20 protein-coding genes are annotated in these 19,692 nt (G+C 53.3%); 12 read left to right on the plus strand and 8 right to left on the minus strand.

The window, feature by feature from the left end; genetic code table 11:
* Positions 1 to 247 precede the first annotated feature (247 nt).
* Positions 248 to 910, plus strand: a complete 663-nt coding sequence (pphA, locus tag OGV67_RS08935; RefSeq protein WP_047464032.1) for a protein-serine/threonine phosphatase — start codon at positions 248 to 250, stop codon at positions 908 to 910.
* On the opposite strand, the gene OGV67_RS08940 is transcribed toward pphA, so the two are convergent.
* From OGV67_RS08940 to yebS, 5 genes are all read right to left on the minus strand, one after another.
* Positions 911 to 1,102: a YdfD/YebW family protein gene (locus OGV67_RS08940; RefSeq protein ID WP_012132031.1), complete on the minus strand. Its 192-nt coding sequence runs from the start codon at positions 1,100 to 1,102 to the stop codon at positions 911 to 913.
* Between the two features lie 102 nt (positions 1,103 to 1,204).
* On the minus strand, positions 1,205 to 1,441 hold the full coding sequence (locus OGV67_RS08945; RefSeq protein ID WP_024130262.1) for a YebV family protein: 237 nt from the start codon (positions 1,439 to 1,441) through the stop codon (positions 1,205 to 1,207).
* A gap of 116 nt (positions 1,442 to 1,557) precedes the next feature.
* Positions 1,558 to 2,997 (minus strand): 16S rRNA (cytosine(1407)-C(5))-methyltransferase RsmF, encoded by a 1,440-nt coding sequence (rsmF, locus tag OGV67_RS08950; protein ID WP_115181545.1) that lies wholly within the window; start codon positions 2,995 to 2,997, stop codon positions 1,558 to 1,560.
* Between the two features lie 76 nt (positions 2,998 to 3,073).
* The gene (locus tag OGV67_RS08955) at positions 3,074 to 5,707 is read right to left on the minus strand and encodes a PqiB family protein (RefSeq protein WP_115609228.1); all 2,634 of its coding nucleotides are present in this window, start codon (positions 5,705 to 5,707) and stop codon (positions 3,074 to 3,076) included.
* Positions 5,676 to 6,959 carry a membrane integrity lipid transport subunit YebS gene (gene yebS / locus OGV67_RS08960; protein WP_024130263.1) on the minus strand — a complete coding sequence of 428 codons (1,284 nt, stop codon included), beginning with the start codon at positions 6,957 to 6,959 and terminating at the stop codon, positions 5,676 to 5,678. Before yebS ends, OGV67_RS08955 begins: the two co-directional genes overlap by 32 nt.
* A gap of 129 nt (positions 6,960 to 7,088) precedes the next feature.
* Here yebS and msrC point away from each other — a divergent pair, with 129 nt between their 5' ends.
* The 4 genes from msrC to htpX all read left to right on the plus strand — a co-directional run bounded on the left by msrC (position 7,089) and on the right by htpX (position 11,511).
* Positions 7,089 to 7,586: a free L-methionine (R)-S-oxide reductase MsrC gene (gene msrC / locus OGV67_RS08965; RefSeq protein ID WP_012132036.1), complete on the plus strand. Its 498-nt coding sequence runs from the start codon at positions 7,089 to 7,091 to the stop codon at positions 7,584 to 7,586.
* A 97-nt stretch (positions 7,587 to 7,683) separates the two neighbouring features.
* Positions 7,684 to 8,370 (plus strand): RNA chaperone ProQ, encoded by a 687-nt coding sequence (proQ, locus tag OGV67_RS08970; protein ID WP_012132037.1) that lies wholly within the window; start codon positions 7,684 to 7,686, stop codon positions 8,368 to 8,370.
* Between the two features lie 19 nt (positions 8,371 to 8,389).
* Positions 8,390 to 10,438 (plus strand): carboxy terminal-processing peptidase, encoded by a 2,049-nt coding sequence (gene prc / locus OGV67_RS08975; RefSeq protein WP_012132038.1) that lies wholly within the window; start codon positions 8,390 to 8,392, stop codon positions 10,436 to 10,438.
* A 191-nt stretch (positions 10,439 to 10,629) separates the two neighbouring features.
* The gene (gene htpX / locus OGV67_RS08980; RefSeq protein ID WP_012132039.1) at positions 10,630 to 11,511 is read left to right on the plus strand and encodes a protease HtpX; all 882 of its coding nucleotides are present in this window, start codon (positions 10,630 to 10,632) and stop codon (positions 11,509 to 11,511) included.
* A 50-nt stretch (positions 11,512 to 11,561) separates the two neighbouring features.
* Here the strand turns inward: htpX and OGV67_RS08985 are convergent, their stop codons facing one another.
* Positions 11,562 to 12,935, minus strand: a complete 1,374-nt coding sequence (locus tag OGV67_RS08985) for an MFS transporter (RefSeq protein WP_200003608.1) — start codon at positions 12,933 to 12,935, stop codon at positions 11,562 to 11,564.
* A 177-nt stretch (positions 12,936 to 13,112) separates the two neighbouring features.
* On the opposite strand from OGV67_RS08985, the gene kdgR reads away from it, so the two are divergent.
* The gene (gene kdgR, locus OGV67_RS08990; RefSeq protein ID WP_012132042.1) at positions 13,113 to 13,904 is read left to right on the plus strand and encodes a DNA-binding transcriptional regulator KdgR; all 792 of its coding nucleotides are present in this window, start codon (positions 13,113 to 13,115) and stop codon (positions 13,902 to 13,904) included.
* A 170-nt stretch (positions 13,905 to 14,074) separates the two neighbouring features.
* On the opposite strand, the gene OGV67_RS08995 is transcribed toward kdgR, so the two are convergent.
* Complete coding sequence (locus OGV67_RS08995) at positions 14,075 to 14,314, minus strand: YobH family protein (protein WP_024130264.1); 240 nt, start codon at positions 14,312 to 14,314, stop codon at positions 14,075 to 14,077.
* A gap of 158 nt (positions 14,315 to 14,472) precedes the next feature.
* Between OGV67_RS08995 and mgrB the strand changes: the two genes are divergently transcribed.
* The 6 genes from mgrB to rlmA all read left to right on the plus strand — a co-directional run bounded on the left by mgrB (position 14,473) and on the right by rlmA (position 18,845).
* Positions 14,473 to 14,616, plus strand: coding sequence for a PhoP/PhoQ regulatory lipoprotein MgrB (gene mgrB, locus OGV67_RS09000; RefSeq protein WP_024130265.1), 144 nt, complete (start codon positions 14,473 to 14,475; stop codon positions 14,614 to 14,616).
* 74 nt (positions 14,617 to 14,690) lie between these two features.
* Complete coding sequence (locus OGV67_RS09005) at positions 14,691 to 14,978, plus strand: YebO family protein (protein WP_012132046.1); 288 nt, start codon at positions 14,691 to 14,693, stop codon at positions 14,976 to 14,978.
* A gap of 663 nt (positions 14,979 to 15,641) precedes the next feature.
* The gene (locus OGV67_RS09010; protein WP_001537930.1) at positions 15,642 to 15,785 is read left to right on the plus strand and encodes a DUF2627 domain-containing protein; all 144 of its coding nucleotides are present in this window, start codon (positions 15,642 to 15,644) and stop codon (positions 15,783 to 15,785) included.
* Positions 15,786 to 15,797: 12 nt separating this feature from the next.
* Positions 15,798 to 16,007 (plus strand): transcription antiterminator/RNA stability regulator CspE, encoded by a 210-nt coding sequence (gene cspE / locus OGV67_RS09015; protein ID WP_001062678.1) that lies wholly within the window; start codon positions 15,798 to 15,800, stop codon positions 16,005 to 16,007.
* Between the two features lie 219 nt (positions 16,008 to 16,226).
* Positions 16,227 to 17,972 carry a peptidoglycan DD-transpeptidase FtsI2/PBP3(PARA) gene (gene ftsI2 / locus OGV67_RS09020; protein ID WP_115614251.1) on the plus strand — a complete coding sequence of 582 codons (1,746 nt, stop codon included), beginning with the start codon at positions 16,227 to 16,229 and terminating at the stop codon, positions 17,970 to 17,972.
* Between the two features lie 63 nt (positions 17,973 to 18,035).
* Entirely contained in the window at positions 18,036 to 18,845 is an 810-nt protein-coding gene (gene rlmA, locus OGV67_RS09025; RefSeq protein WP_012132049.1) for a 23S rRNA (guanine(745)-N(1))-methyltransferase, read from the plus strand.
* On the opposite strand, the gene mntP is transcribed toward rlmA, so the two are convergent.
* Complete coding sequence (mntP, locus tag OGV67_RS09030) at positions 18,842 to 19,408, minus strand: manganese efflux pump MntP (protein ID WP_012132050.1); 567 nt, start codon at positions 19,406 to 19,408, stop codon at positions 18,842 to 18,844. The genes rlmA and mntP overlap by 4 nt on opposite strands.
* Between the last annotated feature and the right edge of the window lie 284 nt (positions 19,409 to 19,692).

The following is a 19,692-nucleotide window of genomic DNA, read 5'->3' on the forward strand; positions in this document are numbered from 1 at the left end:
TATCGAACTTCCTTTGTTAAAAAAAGCAAAGTCAATAAGATAATGCATGAAAATGATAATAAAAATAATTATCATTACACTTTTACATAAGTTGGCATTTATATGATTTTATTGAAATCAACAAGAATTATTGCAGATTAAATTATTGCTATAAAAATGATTAATGGTCTCAGGAGGGGGGGCCTGCGACTGAAGATTTCCTGCTATGGTTAAGTATGTCAGGTTCATTTTTACTGATGGTGAACCAATGAAACAGCCGGAAAACGTCTATCAGAAAATTGAGGGGAGTCAGTGGCGGCATGTCTGGATTGTCGGCGACCTCCACGGCTGTTTTTCGCAGTTGATGGAGAAACTACGACAGTGTCGGTTTGATCCGTGGCAGGATCTGCTGGTGTCGGTGGGGGATGTGATCGACCGTGGGCCTGACAGCTTGCGGTGTCTGGAACTTCTGCACAAACGGTGGGTGGTTGCCGTCAGAGGGAATCACGAGCAGATGGCGTTAGACGCGCTGGCCGCCTCGCAGTTGTCGTTATGGTTTATGAACGGCGGCGACTGGTATGCCGCATTGTCGGCAAACCAGCAGCGCCTGGCGAGAAAGGCGCTCGACGACTGTCAGCGTTTACCCTGGATTCTGGAATTGCACTGCCAGAACGGCATGCATGTTGTGGCGCATGCTGATTATCCGCATCAGGTCTATGCCTGGCAAAAAGAGGTGGATTTACACCAGGTGCTATGGCGTCGTTCCCGGTTGAGCGAGCGGCATGCGGGTCAGGGAAACGGCATTGCCGGGGCCGATCACTTCTGGTTTGGTCATACGCCGCTGCGTCATCGCGTTGATATCGATAATTTGCACTATATTGATACTGGCGCGGTATTTGGCGGGGAACTGACGTTGGTTCAACTTCAGTAATTAAAAATCACTGTACTGGCGAGCGGGTAGCCAGAAGCCGTCAATAAAGTCTTCGACCGGAAAACAGCCGCCGTGACGAATCCGCTGGTCGTCCATCGAATACAGGCACTGCTGTTCAGTATTGTAGATATCCACCACAATGTCCTCACAGCCGCCGTCCAGGTAGCAAACAAAAAGTACCAGTGCGAACATTCCATCCTCAAATTGTCCTGCCGTATCGATAGTGTAGGAGAGGTTGTCGCAAGGGGGAAAGGGCGAAATAAATAACCCGTCTGGCGACGGGTTCTTTTTGAGTCAGGCAAGACGCATGACCCAGGCATCGGACTTACGATCGTAACGGGTGCGGAATAGAACAGAGTGCTCTCCGTTTAAAATGGCGGGAATGCTGGTTTCATCATCCCAGGCATCCAGTTGCATACATAAATCTGGGTCGGATTTACAGGGAATGCTTAACGTTCGGTCCCCCGGCGATTCGCCATGTAACTCGGCATCGTCGATTTCAAAAGCGCCAATGCGCACACTGGTTTTCATCATCGTGCTCTCCGTTAGTTCGCTGATTGTGGTACGACCAGTTTGATCGCCCAAATTTCAGCGTAGCCAACTTCAGCAAAAGCGCCAGTAAAAAAGTGCGCTATTTTTGACCGCTTTCAGTCGTTACCGGTAAAGAGTTTGCCATCGCGAACCAGTTCGCGTGGGTAACTGTTCTTCAACCGGGAACCAATCCGTTTCGCCAGCCCAATGGGCTGATGCTGGAATGTGACCAGCACATCATCGGCAGACGGCGCGGTTTGCGGGTAGACATCCCGCCCCCGATACCACTCTTCCGCCTCCTGATGAGACAGCTCGAATGCGTTGGCATGATGTGGATCGGCGAGGGCGATCACCGCTTCATGCTGCCAGCGATAACCTTTATTATGGCTTTCCGCCAGTTTTATGCCCAGGCGGGAAAAGCGGACTTTTCCGATCAGCGCTTCAATCTCTGCCGGGAATAACCACACCTCTTTATCTCGCTGCCAGAGGTGCAGGTTTTCTCCCCACTGAAGTCCACTGGCGTTAGCCGCCTGAGTGATTTGCGTCGCCTCACGCCCCTTCATCGGCGCGAACGGAAACTTGCCGACCTTATAGCCAGGCGCGGGAAGCGGGGGAATGGCTGCGGTTTTACGCAAACGAGCGACAAAGAAACCTTCGCAGTCGTAAATCTGCGGGAAAACGTGTAAAAAACCCTCTGCCGTCAGCGCGCGCTCCGCCTCCGGGAACAGATCGCCTAAAGGCAAAAATTCAACCGCTTCCGGGTAGGTCTCTTTCAGCCACAAGCAGACGGACTCATTCTCCTCGCGATTTAGCGTGCAGGTGGAGTAGACCAGCGTACCGCCAGGGCGCAGCGCGTGAAATGCGCTGTCGATAAGTTCCCGCTGTGTGGCGGCAATATCCAGGTTGCTTTCGACAGACCAGTTTTTAAGCGCGTCGGGATCTTTGCGCACCACGCCTTCACCTGAACAGGGCGCGTCCAGCAAGATAGCGTCGAATGTCTCCGGGAGCGCGGCGCCGAAGACGCGGCCATCAAAATGGGTCAGGGCAACATTACTGATCCCACAGCGGCTGATGTTGGCGTGCAGCACTTTGACCCGGCTGGCGGAGAATTCATTCGCCAGAATGGCGCCCTGATTATTCATCCGCGCGGCGATCTGGGTGGTTTTCGAACCCGGCGCGGCAGCAACATCCATAATGCGTTCCGGCGTATTCCCTTCAGCAAACAGCGCGGCGACCGGCAACATTGAGCTGGCTTCCTGAATATAAAACAGGCCGCTCAGATGTTCGGCGGTGCTGCCCAGCGGCAACGACTCTTCATCATCGCGTTCGATCCAGAAACCTTCCTCGCACCAGGGAACAGGCGTCAGCGACCAGCCATAGGGCGCCGTCAGGGCAAGAAAGTCGGTCACAGAAATTTTTAGCGTATTCACGCGAATGCTGCGACGTAACGGGCGCTGGCAGGCGGCGAGGAAATCGTCAAAAGAGAGTGTCGAAGGCATTGCTTCGCGCATTTGCGTCAGAAAGGCATCAGGGAAATAAACAGCGTGTTGAGCCACTTGGGTACCACCGGCAATAAAACAGGCGCGCAGTGTAGCATAAATGCTCCGGCGCGAGCACGCCGGAGCGGGGGAGTTAACGTGGCAGGGCGGTGCCCCATTCGCGCCACTCTTTCGGTTCGCTTTCCAGCAGCAGGAAGTGTTTACCCGCCTGTGCTTTCGGCGCCAGCGGCGTCCCTGGCGGGGTTGCAAACGCGATGCCACCGCGAATGAATTGATTGAAGGTGCCGGTTTTCACCACGCCGCCGGTCAGGCCAAAGTCCAGACTGTAGCCGGAGGCCAGCCAGAAGACGGAGTTATTACGCACCAGATGCTGATAACGCTGGCTGATGCGCATGGCAATCATCACGCGGTCAGACAGCGAACCCAGCGTCATGCCCGTTACCGTGCCCACTTCGATACCTCTGAACAGCACTGGCGTGCCGATGTTCAGCGAACCTGCCTCAGGAGCTTCCACGACGATGCTCAGACCATCGAGATAGCGCGAGTCGGAAATGGTTGCTTCCTGCAATTCGAAATCACGACGCGGGTTGCCGCGTCCGGGCTCCACGTTAATGTAGGGCTGCAAAATCGTATCGAGATGCTCCACGCCCGCGGCGGAGATTTGCGGCGTGATCACCGAGAAACGCGTACCGCTTCGGGCAAAGGTCTGGACATACTCCGGGTAGAGCACCGCTTTCGCCTGAACTTCATTGCGCGCGGTAATCAGCTCCAGCGTCTGGATCTGGCCGATGTCGATGCCGAGATAACGAATCGGCATACCCGCCGCGAGTTTACCGGCGTCAAAGGCGTGCAGGGTGATTTGCCCACCCACCGCGCGGGCGGCGGTTTCCGAGGCGTAGAGTATTCGTTTGTCGCCTTTACGCTGGCTGGCGCTTGCGCCGCTCAGGTTATCGAAACTGATAGCGCCCTTCAGCGCACGCGACAGGGGAGAGGCCTGCACGGTCAGGCCGCTGCCGTTAAGCTGTACCTTCGCCCCGCCTTCCGCCCAGAATACGCTGTTGCTGGTTAACAGGTTGCGGTATTCCGGTTTGATATGCAGATCGATATCAAAGGCGTTAGCGCGTGGGCGCACGGTGATTACTTCACCTACCTCAAACTTACGGTACAGCACCACTGACCCCGTTTGTACATCCGGGAGCGTTTCAGCAGTGAGGCTCACCGTGGTCGTGGGGAGGTCGCTGAGGCTGTTTTCCACGGCCTTTTCCAGATTGGCGTACAGCGGGTAGCTGGATTTCATTTCGCCTTTTGTGCCGGGCAAAATACGAATGCCGCCGCTCACCCACTCGCTGGCGCTGGCGCCGAGAAACTCCACGCCGTCGAGACCGACTTTGATATCCACGCGACTGTTGACCACAAATTTGCTGTCACCCTGAATCAGGGCGCGATGTTGCGGATCGATAGCCACCGTGAACGCAACGCCTTTACTGGATAACTTACGTTCAATGACCTGGCCCACCTGCACGCCATGCAGAACCAGCGGTTGACCGGCGTCGATACCGTAGCTTTCCGGGGCGGTCAGGGTTAACGTCAGCGCATTTGGTTCATGGAGCAGGGCTTCTTCGCCAGGCACCACGACGAATTCACTGCGCGGTTCGCCTTCGCCTGGCACCAGTTCAAACGTTTTGCCGGTCAAAAGCGAACTGATACTGGCATCGCTCAGCGACAGCTTTGGACTGCGCAGCTCAATACGCGTCTTATCACGCAGGAGTGTTACCACGCTGGGGTCAACCGTCATTTCGCCCGTAACTTTCCCGCCGGGGTTGAGCGTTAATTTGGTGAGCTCGCCCACTTCAAGCCCCTGATACATCAGCGGCGTGGAGTCGGCTTTCAGGCCGTCGCCGCCGGGAAGTTCAAGTTTGACGATGACGCCGCGCTGGCTATGGGCTAAATCTTCGTAGAGGCCAAATGCGTCATCTGCGGTTGCAGGTTGCGAATCGTCGGGCGAGTCAAACGCGATTGCGCCATTTACCAACGCCGCCAGACTCTCCAGCTTCACCTTCGCGCCGCTAAGGCTGACATCCGCATTGACGCCGGAGACATTCCAGAAACGGCTGCCTTTTTTCACCAGGCTGGTGAACCGACGCTCAATCAGTACGTCAATGGTGACGCCCTGTTTGTTGGGATTGATGGCATAGTCATATACCCGACCCACCGGAATTTTGCGGAAATAGACCAGCGACCCGCTGTTAAGAGAGCCAAGGTCAGGCGCGTGAAGATGGATCATCAGGTCGCCGTTGTCCAGACGGTATTTCGGCTGGGTATCAAGCGCGACAAAGTGATCTTTCTCGGCCCCTTTGCCGGGCATCATGCCGATATAGTTCCCGCCGACCAGCGCGTCCAGACCCGAAACGCCCGCCAGCGACGCTTTTGGTGTCACCAGCCAGAACTGGGTCTCCTCGCGCAAGGCATCTTTCATGTTTGACTTAATACTGACGCGCACTTCTATCTTGCGCAGGTCTTTACTCAGGCTGATGTCCTGCACCGTACCCACTTCAACGCCCTGGTAGCGCACAGGCGTCCGCCCCGGAACAATGCCATCCGCCGACATAAAGTCGATCGTCACGGTGTTGCCGCGATCTTCATAACTTCCCCAAATCAGCCAGCCTGCGATCATCAACGCGATAAACGGCAGCAGCCAGAAAGGAGAAATACGACGTTTTGTTTTTATCTGCGCTTCAGTCGGCGAAGCAGGCGTTTCCTGACTCATGTGCATCCCAAAGTAAGCGGCTATCCAGCCATTCCACTGCAAGAATAGTCAATATTACCGCTGCGCCGAAATAAAACGCAGCCGGTCCCATAGTAAAAGCGAGTATCTGATCGCGATTAATCAGCGACATCGTTAACGAAATAACAAAGAGATCCAGCATGGACCAACGGCCGATCCAGGTCACCATCCGCAGCAGCAGGATGCGCGTACGCAGCCCTTGCTCACATTTGAAATGGATGCTGAGCAGCAGTGTAAACATCACAATAACTTTGGTAAATGGCACCAGAATACTGGCGATAAAGACCACGGCCGCCACGGCGATATTGCTGTTCGCCAGCGACATAATGCCCGATAAAATCGTGTCCTCCTGACGCCCGCCATTCACGTAAATAATGGATATCGGCATCAGGTTTGCGGGCAGCAGCAGGACGACAGAGGCCAGCAGCGCCGCCCAGCATTTCTGTATGCTCTGATTTCTGCGCAGGCGTAGCGGGATATGGCAACGGGGGCAACGTCCCCGTGAGTCAGGATAACCGGTGAAGTGGCATCCGAGACAGACGCGAAGTTTTTCGTCCGGGCGTCGGGCGGGGCGTTGTGGGTAAAAGCGCTCCCAGAGTTGCTCCACATTGAGATGCGACAGCGTCAGAATACTGAGGATCACCAGCGCCACAAAGGCGTAAAGCCCCAGGCCGGGTTGCAGGAAGGCGTAATCCTGCACTTTGATCGAGGCGACCCCGATACCGACCAGATAAATGTCGAGCATCACCCACTCTTTGAGCCTCTCCAGCATCAGCAATACCGGACGCAGATTCATGCCGAGAATATTACCGAACCATAGATAAGCGATGGCGGTGACCAGAATTAACGGCGCGCCCGCCACGCAGAAGAGCACCATGGCGGCCGTAAGCGGATCGCCTTGCCTGGTCATCTGCCAGATGCCCTGCATCACATTGGCGTCAATACGCACCCCTAACAGCCAGATACGCAATAGCGGCTCGCCCCAGGCAAAGGGCATCAGCAGCAGCATCGTAACGGCCAGCGCTGCCAGACGCGTCAGTGACCAGTCGCGTCCATCGCGAATTTTGGCCTGGCAACGCGGGCAATATGCGCTCTGGTGCGATTGCATTTTCGGCAGGCTAAACAGCATGTCGCATTGGGGGCAGCGCTGATAATGGGCGCGGGGCAACGCTTCACTGATAGACCAGACCGTTATTCTCTTTGTTGGCGTGAGTCGCGGGGTGTTCAGGGCCATGTATCGTGAATCAAAGTGTTAGATTAATGTAATCTTAACTCATGACGGGAATGATCTTGAGCATTAACGCATTTAATGCTTATTTTAATAGGCTGTAGTTTTAGAGTAAGACAACTAAGTGACTATATAATGAGCAAAACAGAGCTATACGCGGATCTTAACCGCGACTTTCAGGCAGTAATGGCAGGTGAAACCAGTTTTCTCGCTACCCTGGCAAATACCAGCGCGCTGCTGTTTGAGCGCCTTTCGGGCGTCAACTGGGCGGGGTTCTATCTGCTGGAAAACGACACGCTGGTGCTGGGGCCGTTCCAGGGGAAACTCGCCTGTGTGCGGATCCCGGTTGGACGCGGCGTCTGTGGTACGGCGGTCGCGCAGAACCAGGTGCAGCGCATTGAGGACGTTCATGCGTTTGACGGACACATCGCCTGCGATAGCGCCAGCAATGCTGAAATTGTGCTGCCTCTGACGGTAGACAATCAGATAATCGGCGTGCTGGACATTGATAGCACGGTATTTGGCCGCTTTACCGAAGAGGATGAGCAAGGCCTGCGTGAGCTTGTCGCGCGGCTTGAAACCGTGCTTGCAACGACGGATTACAAAAAATTCTTTGCGACCGTTGCAGGATAATCAACGGATAACGTAGCAATTACTGATGGCGTCATTATAATGACGCCTGTTCATGCCTGCGGCTTGTTGGCTACGTCCGTTGTAATCAGGAAATTTCATGGAAAATCAACCTAAGTTGAATAGCAGTAAAGAAGTTATCGCGTTTCTGGCCGAACGTTTTCCACAGTGTTTTAGTGCGGAAGGCGAAGCGCGCCCGCTGAAAATTGGCATTTTTCAGGATCTGGTAGAGCGTGTTGAGGGCGAAATGAACCTCAGCAAGACACAACTTCGTTCCGCTTTACGTCTTTATACTTCAAGCTGGCGTTACCTGTACGGCGTTAAGCCGGGCGCAACGCGTGTCGATCTCGACGGCAACCCTTGCGGTGAGCTGGATGAGCAGCACGTTGAACATGCGCGTAAGCAGCTTGAAGAAGCGAAAGCACGCGTCCAGGCGCAACGTGCGGAACAGCAGGCGAAAAAACGCGAAGCTGCCGCTGCGGCAGGCGAAAAAGAAGACGCTCCGCGCCGTGAGCGTAAACCGCGTCCTGCGCCACGTCGTAAAGAGACGACTCCGCGTACTCCTCGCGCTGAAAAACCGGCGGCTAAAGCACCACGCGCACCACGCGAAGAACAGCATACCCCGGTGTCTGATATTTCAGCGCTGACGGTAGGGCAGTCACTGAAGGTGAAAGCAGGCAACAATGCGATGGATGCCACCGTATTAGAAGTCACCAAAGATGGCGTCCGTGTGCAGCTGAATTCGGGTATGTCTTTGATTGTACGCGCAGAACACCTGGTGTTCTGAAACGGAGGCCAGGCCTGGCATGAACACTTTTTTTAGGCTTACCGCGTTAGCTGGCTTGCTTGCAATAGCAGGCCAGTCCTTCGCCGTCGATGACATTACGCGCGCCGATCAAATTCCCGTTCTGAAGGAAGAAACGCAGCATGCGACCGTGAGTGAGCGCGTGACTTCGCGCTTTACACGTTCCCACTATCGTCAGTTCAACCTGGATCAGGCGTTTTCGGCAAAGATTTTCGATCGCTATCTTAATCTGCTCGACTACAGCCACAATGTGCTGCTGGCGAGTGATGTGGAACAGTTTGCGAAAAGCAAAACTGTCCTCGGCGATGAGCTGCGTACAGGTAAACTGGATGTCTTCTATGACCTCTATAACCTGGCGCAAAAACGCCGTTTCGAACGTTATCAGTACGCGTTAAGCGTGCTGGAACGCCCGATGGATTTCACCGGTAACGACACGTTTAACCTTGACCGCAGCAAAGCGCCCTGGCCGAAAAATGAGGCTGAGCTGAACGCGTTGTGGGATGGCAAGGTGAAATTCGACGAACTTAGCCTGAAGCTGACGGGCAAGAACGATAAAGAAATTCGCGAAACGCTGACGCGTCGTTACAAATCTGCGATTCGCCGTCTGGCGCAAACCAACAGTGAAGACGTGTTCTCACTGGCGATGACCGCATTTGCGCGCGAAATCGACCCGCATACCAACTACCTTTCTCCGCGAAATACCGAACAGTTCAATACTGAAATGAGCCTGTCTCTGGAAGGTATCGGCGCGGTTCTGCAAATGGACGATGACTACACGGTCATCAACTCGATGGTTGCCGGCGGCCCGGCGGCGAAAAGCAAGGCGATAAGCGTAGGCGATCGCATTGTAGGCGTAGGCCAGACGGGGAAAGGAATGGTTGATGTGATCGGCTGGCGTCTTGATGACGTGGTGGCGCTGATCAAAGGGCCAAAAGGCAGCAAAGTTCGTCTTGAAATTCTGCCTGCCGGTAAGGGCACGAAAACGCGAACCATTACGCTGACGCGCGAACGCATTCGTCTTGAAGACCGCGCTGTTAAAATGACGGTGAAAACGGTCGGTAAAGAGAAAGTCGGCGTGCTGGATATTCCGGGGTTCTATGTGGGGCTGACGGATGACGTCAAAGTCCAGCTACAGAAACTGGAAAAACAGAACGTGAGCAGCATTGTTATCGATCTGCGCACCAACGGCGGCGGCGCGCTGACCGAAGCGGTTTCGCTGTCCGGTCTGTTTATCCCGTCTGGCCCGGTTGTTCAGGTTCGTGACAACAACGGTAAAGTGCGTGAAGACGCCGATACCGATGGCGTGGTGTATTACAAAGGCCCGCTGGTGGTACTGGTCGATCGCTTCAGCGCATCCGCGTCGGAGATTTTTGCCGCGGCGATGCAGGATTACGGGCGCGCATTGATTGTCGGTGAACCGACTTTCGGTAAAGGCACCGTACAGCAGTACCGCTCTCTGAACCGTATTTATGATCAGATGCTGCGTCCTGAATGGCCTGCGCTGGGCTCCGTGCAGTACACCATTCAGAAATTCTACCGTGTTAACGGCGGCAGCACGCAGCGTAAAGGCGTCACGCCGGATATCGTCATGCCGACGGGGAATGAAGAGACGGAAACCGGCGAGAAGTTTGAAGACAACGCCTTGCCGTGGGACAGCATTGATGCGGCAACGTACGTGAAGTCAGATGATTTAACGCCGTTTGGCCCGGAACTGCTGAAAGAGCATAACGCGCGCATCGCGAACGATCCTGAGTTCCAGTACATCCTGAAGGACATTGCCCGTTTTAACGCGATGAAAGATAAGCGCAATATCGCCTCTCTCAATTTCGCCCAGCGCGAAAAAGAGAATAACGAAGACGATGCTCTGCGTCTGGCGCGTATCAACGATCGGTTTAAACGTGAAGGCAAGCCGCTTCTGAAGAAACTGGACGATCTGCCGAAGGATTATAAAGAGCCGGATCCGTATCTGGATGAAACGGTACGGATAGCGCTGGATCTGGCGCATCTTGAGAAAGAGAAGCCCGCGGAGCAACCCGCAACCAGCAAATAGCGTCAAGCAGGCACAAGAAATTGTGCCTGTTTTTTTAACAAGCGCATTAAGCCGTCAGTCTTATGCAACAAAATGTAAAGTTGTGTCTTTCTGGTGACTTACAGCCCGCAGATGCTTGAAAATAGCCACAAGACCCATACGATGTGGGTATCGCATAGTGCGTTTTGTTAAGTTGAGGTTAAAAGAAAATTATGATGCGAATCGCGCTCTTCCTGCTGACGAACCTGGCCGTGATGGTCGTTTTCGGGCTGGTGCTGAGCCTGACAGGGATACAGTCAAGCAGCGTACAAGGCTTGCTGATTATGGCGCTGCTGTTTGGTTTTGGTGGTTCCTTCATTTCGCTGCTGATGTCCAAATGGATGGCGTTAAAGTCCGTGGGTGGGGAAGTCATTGAGCAACCGCGTAATGAAAGAGAACGCTGGCTGATGAACACGGTGGCGACGCAGGCGCGTCAGGCCGGAATCGCTATGCCGCAGGTGGCTATCTATCATGCGCCGGATATCAACGCGTTTGCGACCGGCGCGCGCCGTGATGCGTCGCTGGTTGCGGTGAGCACCGGCTTGCTGCAAAACATGAGCCCGGATGAAGCCGAAGCCGTTATCGCGCATGAGATCAGCCACATCGCTAATGGCGATATGGTCACCATGACGCTGATTCAGGGGGTTGTGAACACCTTTGTGATCTTCATCTCGCGTATTATCGCGCAGATCGCCGCGGGCTTCCTCGGTGGAAACCGTGATGAGGGTGAAAGCAGCAACGGCAACCCAATGATCTATTTCGCGGTGGCGATGGTTCTTGAACTGGTGTTCGGAATACTGGCAAGCATTATCACCATGTGGTTCTCACGTCACCGTGAATTCCATGCGGACGCCGGTTCTGCGAAGCTTGTCGGCCGTGAAAAGATGATTGCCGCATTGCAGCGCCTGAAAACCAGCTATGAGCCGCAGGAAGCCAACAGCATGATGGCGTTCTGCATCAACGGCAAGTCGAAGTCACTGAGCGAGTTGTTCATGACTCACCCGCCGCTGGATAAGCGTATTGAAGCGCTGCGTAGCGGCGAGTACCTGAAGTAAGGCGGTATGCCTGGCATTCTAAAAAAGCGCATCAGATGATGCGCTTTTTTTTACGCCACGGAGCGGGGTTGAGTGATGCGCAAACCGCTGATAATGGCGGCTACGGTCGCCAGGATGCCCGCCGTCATCAGGGAAATATGCGTACCGTTGTCCGCAAACTGATTCAACATGAGCGCAACCAGCGCCGCGCCGGTACTCTGGCCCAGAAGACGTGCCGTGCCCAGCATCCCGCTGGCCCCTCCGCTGCGATCGCGTGGCGCAGAGGTGATAATCGTGTGGTTATTGGGCGACTGGAATAAGCCAAAACCGGCTCCGCAAAGGATCATCGGCCAGATGATACTGATATCTGACGGCGAGGCTGGTAGCAGCATCAGCGCAAAAAGTCCTGTGGCCATAATTATCAGTCCTGACGCGCCCAGCAGCCCGGCATGAACCCGTTCAATTAAATAGCCCGCCAGCGGCGCCATCACCATTGTCGCCAGCGGCCAGGGCGTCAGCAATAACCCGGTCTCGACTTCGCTACGCCCCAATACCGTTTGCAGATAGAAGGGAAGGGAAACCATCGCCAGCATCTGCGCGCAGAAAGAGCAAATACTGGTGCAGATCGACAGAGAAAAGAGCGGAATACGCAGTAAGTCAATCGGTAACAAAGGCACCGGGAGTGAGAGCTGGCGGCGAATGAAGAAGAAACCGACGACAAGCATAACTGACAGTTCTGTGCCAATCAGCGTTAAAGGCTGCCCCTGTGCGAATCCGCTGAGAGCGGTGATCAGCAAGCCGAAGGTTAAGGCGTTCATCACTGCGCTGGGCAAGTCGAAGCGCGGTTTGGCGCTGCGAGCGCTGTTTGGGGGTAAGAAACGCATAGCCAGCAGTAATGCGATAATGCCTAACGGAACGTTAATCAGGAACAGCCATTTCCATGACGCTATCGACAGGATTGCTGCCGCAATGGTCGGCCCCGCAGCCGAAGACACCGCGACGATGAAGGAGTTGATGCCCATTCCGCGCCCAAGGTGGCGTTGCGGATAGATAAGCCGGATCAGCGCCGTGTTCACGCTCATCAGCGCGGCGCCGCCAAACCCCTGCGCGACGCGCGCAAGCGTCAGCATTTCCAGGGAGTCCGACAGCGCGCAGAACAGTGACGAAAACAGGAAAATGACCAGGCCGTATTTATAGATGCGTCGATAGCCGAACATGTCTCCCAGAAATGAGAGCGATAAGAGAGAAACCACGATCGCGATTTGGTAGGCGTTAACAACCCAGATCGATCGGGCGGCGGACGCCTGGAGATCGGTTGCAATGGTAGGGAGCGCGACATTCGCGATTGCGCCATCCAGCACGGCCATCGAGATACCAATAATGATGGTTAAAATGGCGCCGTAACGCTGGGGTAATGGCAGGCCATCGGCCTGGATTTTGTCCATAGAGAGTCAATGTCTTTCGGGGGATTATGATCAGAGTAATGATTTTAGCATTGATATCGCGGGGTTATGTCGCAGATTTGTAACTAAGTAAGCAAAGATGGATTGCGACCGCCATGACGTGAAATTATAATAAAAACCGGTTCTGATTTTTATAAAACACTCGCAATGAGGTGATAAATGGCTATCGCAGATCTGGATAAACAACCTGATTCTGTTTCTTCTGTGCTGAAGGTTTTTGGCATTCTGCAAGCGCTGGGTGAAGAGCGCGAAATAGGGATCACCGAGCTGTCGCAACGTGTCATGATGTCAAAAAGCACCGTTTATCGCTTTTTACAAACGATGAAAACGCTGGGTTATGTCGCGCAGGAAGGTGAATCTGAAAAATATTCGCTGACCCTGAAATTGTTTGAGCTGGGCGCCCGTGCGCTGCAAAACGTTGATCTGATCCGTAGCGCTGATATTCAGATGCGTGAAATTTCCCGTCTGACCAAAGAGACAATTCACCTCGGTGCGCTGGATGAAGACAGCATTGTCTACATTCATAAAATCGACTCCATGTACAATTTGCGCATGTATTCCCGCATTGGCCGCCGTAACCCGCTGTACAGCACCGCAATCGGTAAAGTGCTGCTGGCATGGCGCGACCGTGATGAAGTCAAACAGATACTGGATGGCGTGGAGTACAAACGTAGCACCGCGCGCACGATTACCAGCACCGAGGCGTTACTGCCGATGCTGGATCAGGTGCGCGAGCAGGGGTACGGCGAAGATAACGAAGAGCAGGAAGAAGGTCTGCGCTGTATTGGCGTGCCTGTGTTCGACCGTTTTGGCGTGGTGATCGCCGGTCTGAGCATTTCGTTCCCGACGCTGCGTTTCTCCGAAGAACGTCTGCATGAGTATGTCGCTATGCTGCACACGGCAGCGCGTAAAATCTCTGAGCAGATGGGTTACAACGACTATCCATTCTGAGGTGAGCGTGCCCTGAGGCGTTCAGAAGCCAGCCGGTAGAAGATACCTGCTGGCTTTTTTATTGCCCTGAAAAGGGGCGGGAGAGAGGTTTCTCCTGCTAAAAAACGCATTAAAAAGGCATAACCACGTTATGCCTGATATTTATGCAGATGAATGAATGTGATGCCAGATTAGCCGTTATCGACCACCACGGCGCTTTTTCTGAATACAGGACAGTCTGACAGACCAATGATGCCGCTGTCAGTATGGACATATTGCGCTGTACTGGTGCCGCGAGCGGTCAGATATTGACATTGCAGACCCAGACCGGCGGCGTTCTCCTTGCTGCCAATCAGAACCCCATAGCCACTGAGCAATAAACCAATCCATACCAGAGCAATCAAAACAATCGCGCGAATGATCAAACGCATTACTACCTCTTTTCTTTTTTTGGTTAGAATAAGGGTAGCCTGAACGCCCACTGAAACAAGTGTATCATTCCTAAAAGTATATAATGTCGCTCCAGTTAGTTCCGGTTTAGATAACGCGTGGTAATTTGATGGCATAAGATGTGGATGCGGAGAGCGGAGTGAAAAAGTTTCGGTGGGTAATCCTGATTATTGTTGCGTTGGTATGTCTGCTGCTGTGGGCGCAGGTGTTCAACATAATGTGCGATCAGGATGTACAATTTTTCAACGGAATTTGTGCCATCAATAAATTTATCCCCTGGTGATAGCATTTTTACAACAGTTGATTACCTTCCCGTGTAGCAGTGGTAAAATACGGCGTCTACATTGAGGTGGTAACATGAACGAAGTTCTGAATTCTGGCGTACTGACTTTTACGTCTTTGATTGTATCGGTGGTGGTTCTGATTGTCGGGCTGGTCCTGTGGTTTTTTGTGAACCGGGCAAGTTCAAGAACAAATGAGCAGATTGAGCTGCTTGAAGCGCTGCTGGATCAGCAAAAGCGGCAAAATGCCTTGCTACGCCGTCTGTGCGAAGCTAACGAGCCTGAAAAAGTCGCTGAGGCCGAGTCTGAAGCGAAACCTCAGGAAGAGGATGACGATATCATCCGTCTGGTCGCTGAACGGTAACGACAAGCAGAGACAGGATGCGCGTCTGCCAGCCATTCCTTCAGGCAGGCCCATCCTGTTTTCATTAATGTAACCCTGTGTATACCAGGTCTGTTATTTCATTGATCATTTAATGCTTTAACTTAATCTCTCCTTAAATATATTTATCCATACGCTAATAATGTGATTATGTCGCTTTTGTGATAGCGATCGTTTTTATTAATAGCGAAACGTTTCTCTCACTTTTTTTGTGCATTGTCATCATTCTTTCATTATTTTGGTGCACGACCAAAGCACGTATTGGCTATCAGTGAAACGGATGAAAAATGGTCGAATACTTCGCATTTTTAAACAATATTGGTTTTTTTGCGTTGTGACAATTTATGCATTACAAAGCATAAAAAGTGATATCTGTTTACCGTATCGATAAGATCAACGCATGACCTGGAACAACCGAAGTTATTGAGCTATGGTAGAAAAGCCGCTGTACGGGCGTAAGCCTGTCGAAAGGCGCCTGGAGAAGCGAGAATATATCGTCGGGAACTGTGCCGCATAACTGTGCAGTTGATCTTTGATATCTCTCTGGATTTGTGCGACTGATCGAGACACGTTTAAAAATGGCTTGCCATAATTAACGTTGTATGTGATAACACGTTTTGGGTTAAACGAGGTACAGTTCTGTTTATGTGTGGCATTTTCAGTAAAGAAGTCCTGAGTAAACACGTTGACGTTGAATACCGCTTCTCTGCCGAACCTTATATTAGTGCCTCAAGCAGTAATGTCTCAGTTTTATCTATGTTATGCCTGCGGGCGAAGAAAACACTCTAAGGAATTTTGCAAATGGCAAAGATTAAAGGTCAAGTTAAGTGGTTCAACGAGTCTAAAGGTTTTGGCTTCATTACTCCGGCTGATGGCAGCAAAGATGTGTTCGTACACTTCTCCGCTATCCAGGGTAACGGCTTCAAAACTCTGGCTGAAGGCCAGAACGTTGAGTTCGAAATTCAGGACGGCCAGAAAGGTCCGGCTGCTGTTAACGTAACAGCTATCTGATCGACACCACTGATTTGAAGCGCCAAGGCGCATCAACCTCAGATATAAAGCCTCGCCAGTGCGGGGCTTTTTAATTCAGGTTCCTTCAAAATATTTCTGAATACACTTCTGTTAGCGCTTTGTTGCAAAGCCGCGATGTTCGTAGCATTGTTTTTCCCGCTTTCCCTCGTCAATTCCCGTTAAATCAATCACCTGAAAAATGACCTTGCTGGAGACCAGGTGAAAAAGAAAAGCGACGGCGCCGTGCGTAATTTTGCTCCCATCCGTTTTGTTCTGCTGTGCGTGGCGATTTTGCTGAGCATGGGGTTATTGCTGGGACGCGTGGCGTGGTTACAGATCATCACGCCGACAAATCTGGTTAAACAAGAGGACAGGCGTTCGTTACGTGAGGTCACCACGGCGTCGCCACGCGGCATGATTACCGACAGAGAAGGGCGTCCGTTAGCCGTTAGCGTGCCGGTCAATGCGGTCTGGGCCGACCCGAAGACGATCGTCAGTAAAGGCGGCGTGGGGTATAACCAACGCTGGCAGGCGCTGGCGCAGACGCTGCATCTTTCACTGGCTACGCTGGCTGAGCGGGTAAACAGTAATCCAGCCGGGCGGTTTATCTATCTGGCGCGCCAGATTTCGCCGCAGCAGGCCGAATGGATCGATAAGCTCAATCTTCCTGGCATTAACCTGCGTGAAGAGTCCCGGCGTTTTTATCCGGCAGGGCATGTGGCGGCTAACCTGATTGGCTTTACCAACATTGACGGGCAGGGGATTGAGGGGATTGAGAAAAGTTTTAATACCCAACTGACGGGGAAACCCGGTTCCCGCCTTGTTCGCAAAGATAAGTTTGGTCATGTCATCGAGAATATAACTGAAACAAATCCTGTGCCGGCGCATGAGCTTCAGCTCAGTATTGATGAACGCCTACAGACAGTGACGGAGGATGCGCTGGATAACGCCGTCACCTGGAACAAAGCGGAGTCCGGCGCGGCGGTACTGGTCAACATCGCGACGGGGGAAATTCTGTCGATGGCAAGCTTCCCGGACTTTAATCCGAATAACCGGGAAGGCGCCGTGCTGGATGATTTTCGCAACCGTGCCATCAGCGATACCTTTGAACCGGGTTCCACGGTCAAGCCGCTGGTGATCATGACGGCGCTTCAGCAGGGCATTGTCCAGCCCGACAGCGTGATTGATACGCATCCGTTCAATCTTGACGGCCACCGGATTCGTGACGTGGGGTATTACCCGGAGCTGAGTTTGACCGGAATCCTGCAAAAATCGAGTGATACCGGCGTGTCGCGTCTCTCGCTCGCTATGCCGGTTCAACGACTGCTGGATACGTATAAAGGCTTTGGCTTTGGGCAGTCTACGGGACTGGGGCTCACCGGGGAGAGCAGCGGCTTACTGCCGCAGCGTCGTTACTGGAGCGATCTGGATCGGGCGACGTTTGCCTTCGGGTACGGTCTGATGGTGACGCCGCTCCAGCTGGCGCACGTATATGCCACCATCGGCAGTTTTGGGATCTACCGACCGCTTTCCATTACGCGTATTGATCCGCCCGTTGTGGGGACGCGTGTGATGCCCGCCGAACTGGTGCATCAGGTTGAGCATATGATGGAGAGCGTCGCGCTCCCCGGCGGGGGAGGAACCAAAGCCGCAGTCAGAGATTATCGCGTGGCGGTAAAAACCGGTACGGCGAAGAAAATCGGCGATGACGGTAAGTATGTCGATAAATACGTGGCCTATACGGCGGGCGTGGCTCCGGCCAGCGATCCGCAGTTTGCGCTGGTGGTTGTGATTAACAATCCGCAAAACGGCTCTTACTATGGCGGCGCGGTGTCGGCGCCGGTGTTCAGCCAGATTATGGGCGATGTTCTGCGCCTGGAAAACGTTAAACCGGACGGTATGCCCGCCGACTCCGACCACCTGTTAGTGATGCACGGCAACCGCCTGTCGTCCCCCTCGCTGTAAGTTATTTTCCCAGGGCGCAATTCGCGTTACACTTGCGCCCTAAAATTACCGGCCGGAGTTGTCATGTCGTTTTCTTGTCCCCTTTGTCATCAGCCACTTGCGCAGGTGAAAAACAGTTTTATCTGCCCACAACGGCATCAGTTTGATGTGGCGAAAGAGGGATACGTCAACCTGTTGCCCGTGCAGCATAAACGGTCACGGGACCCGGGCGACAGCGCCGAAATGATGCAGGCGCGTCGGGCATTCCTTGATGCCGGGCATTATCAGCCGTTGCGCGATGCCATCGTCAGGATACTTGCCGAACGGCTGGACGAGAATGCAACGTCGATTCTGGATATCGGCTGCGGTGAAGGGTATTACACACATGCCTTCGCCGAAACGCTGGCGTCAGGCACCACATTTGGTCTGGATGTCGCGAAAGTCGCCATTAAAGCGGCGGCGAAACGTTATCCGCAGGTGACGTTTTGTGTGGCGTCAAGCCATCGTCTGCCTTTCGCCGACGCCTCTATGGATGCGATTGTCAGGATTTATGCCCCCTGTAAGGCTGAAGAGTTAGCGCGAGTGGTAAAACCGGGTGGTTGGGTAATCACCGCTACGCCGGGGCCGCGCCATCTGATGGCGCTAAAAGGGCTGATCTATGATGAAGTGCGCTTACATGCCCCGCATACTGAGCAGCTTGAAGGGTTTACGTTGCAGCAAAGCATGGCGTTAGGGTATGAGATGCGGTTGCGCGGTAATGAGGCCGTTGCTTTGCTCCAGATGACGCCTTTCGCCTGGCGTGCAAAACCTGACGTATGGGAGCGGCTGGCGGCTTGCCAGCAGTTTGATTGCCAGACGGATTTCAGCCTTCACATCTGGCAACGTGAGCGTTAACCGTGGAAGTGTGTCCAGAGGATCTGGGCGCCGATACCGATAAGTACAGCCCCGCCAAGAATTTCCGCCCGTTTGCCGAGCAGCGGGCCGATAAAGCGCCCCACCATAATGCCCAGCGTGGACATGATTAACGTGGCACAGCCGATAGCCAGCGCGGTCGCAATAATGTTCACCTGCAAGAACGCCAGACCGACGCCAACGGCCATTGCATCCAGGCTGGTGGCGATAGCGGTAGTGACCAGCAGCCAAAAACTGTGGCGGCGTAACGGCTCGTCATCTTCGTCATTACCGCCACGAACGCCTTCGATAATCATACGAATCCCCAGAAACACCAGCAGGATGAACGCAACCCAGTGATTCCATTCCAGCACGAATTTACTGGCCAGCATACCCAGCCCCCAGCCGATCAGCGGGGTGAGCGTTTCAACCGCGCCGAAAATAAGGCCGGTGCGCAGGGCTTCGGAGAATTTAGGTTTGTGTAGCGTGGCGCCTTTACCAATCGATGCCGCGAAAGCATCCATTGACATGCCGAAAGCGAGAAGAACAGTTGCGGTGATATTCATAACAGCGTCCTGACCGGGGTTCCATAAAACACATCACTGCCCCCAGCGAACATGCATACCTGAACATGGCGTTCATAAGCTATGCATAGCAGTTGATGTGCATATGGTCTCGCCTGACTGAAAATAGAGTGATATCAGTCCGTACGCGCCACGTTTTTCAACGAGTATGTTGACACGTACATTTCCTGAGTCTGGAAATCGGCTACTCCCCAAATGACGGCGCAACATTAACATATTTTGAGAATATAAAACAACAATGGAGAAATATTATTTGACTTCTAATT

The organism is Citrobacter sp. CK188, from assembly GCF_030333525.1.
In the GTDB taxonomy this organism is placed as follows: Bacteria; Pseudomonadota; Gammaproteobacteria; order Enterobacterales; family Enterobacteriaceae; genus Citrobacter_B; species Citrobacter_B koseri.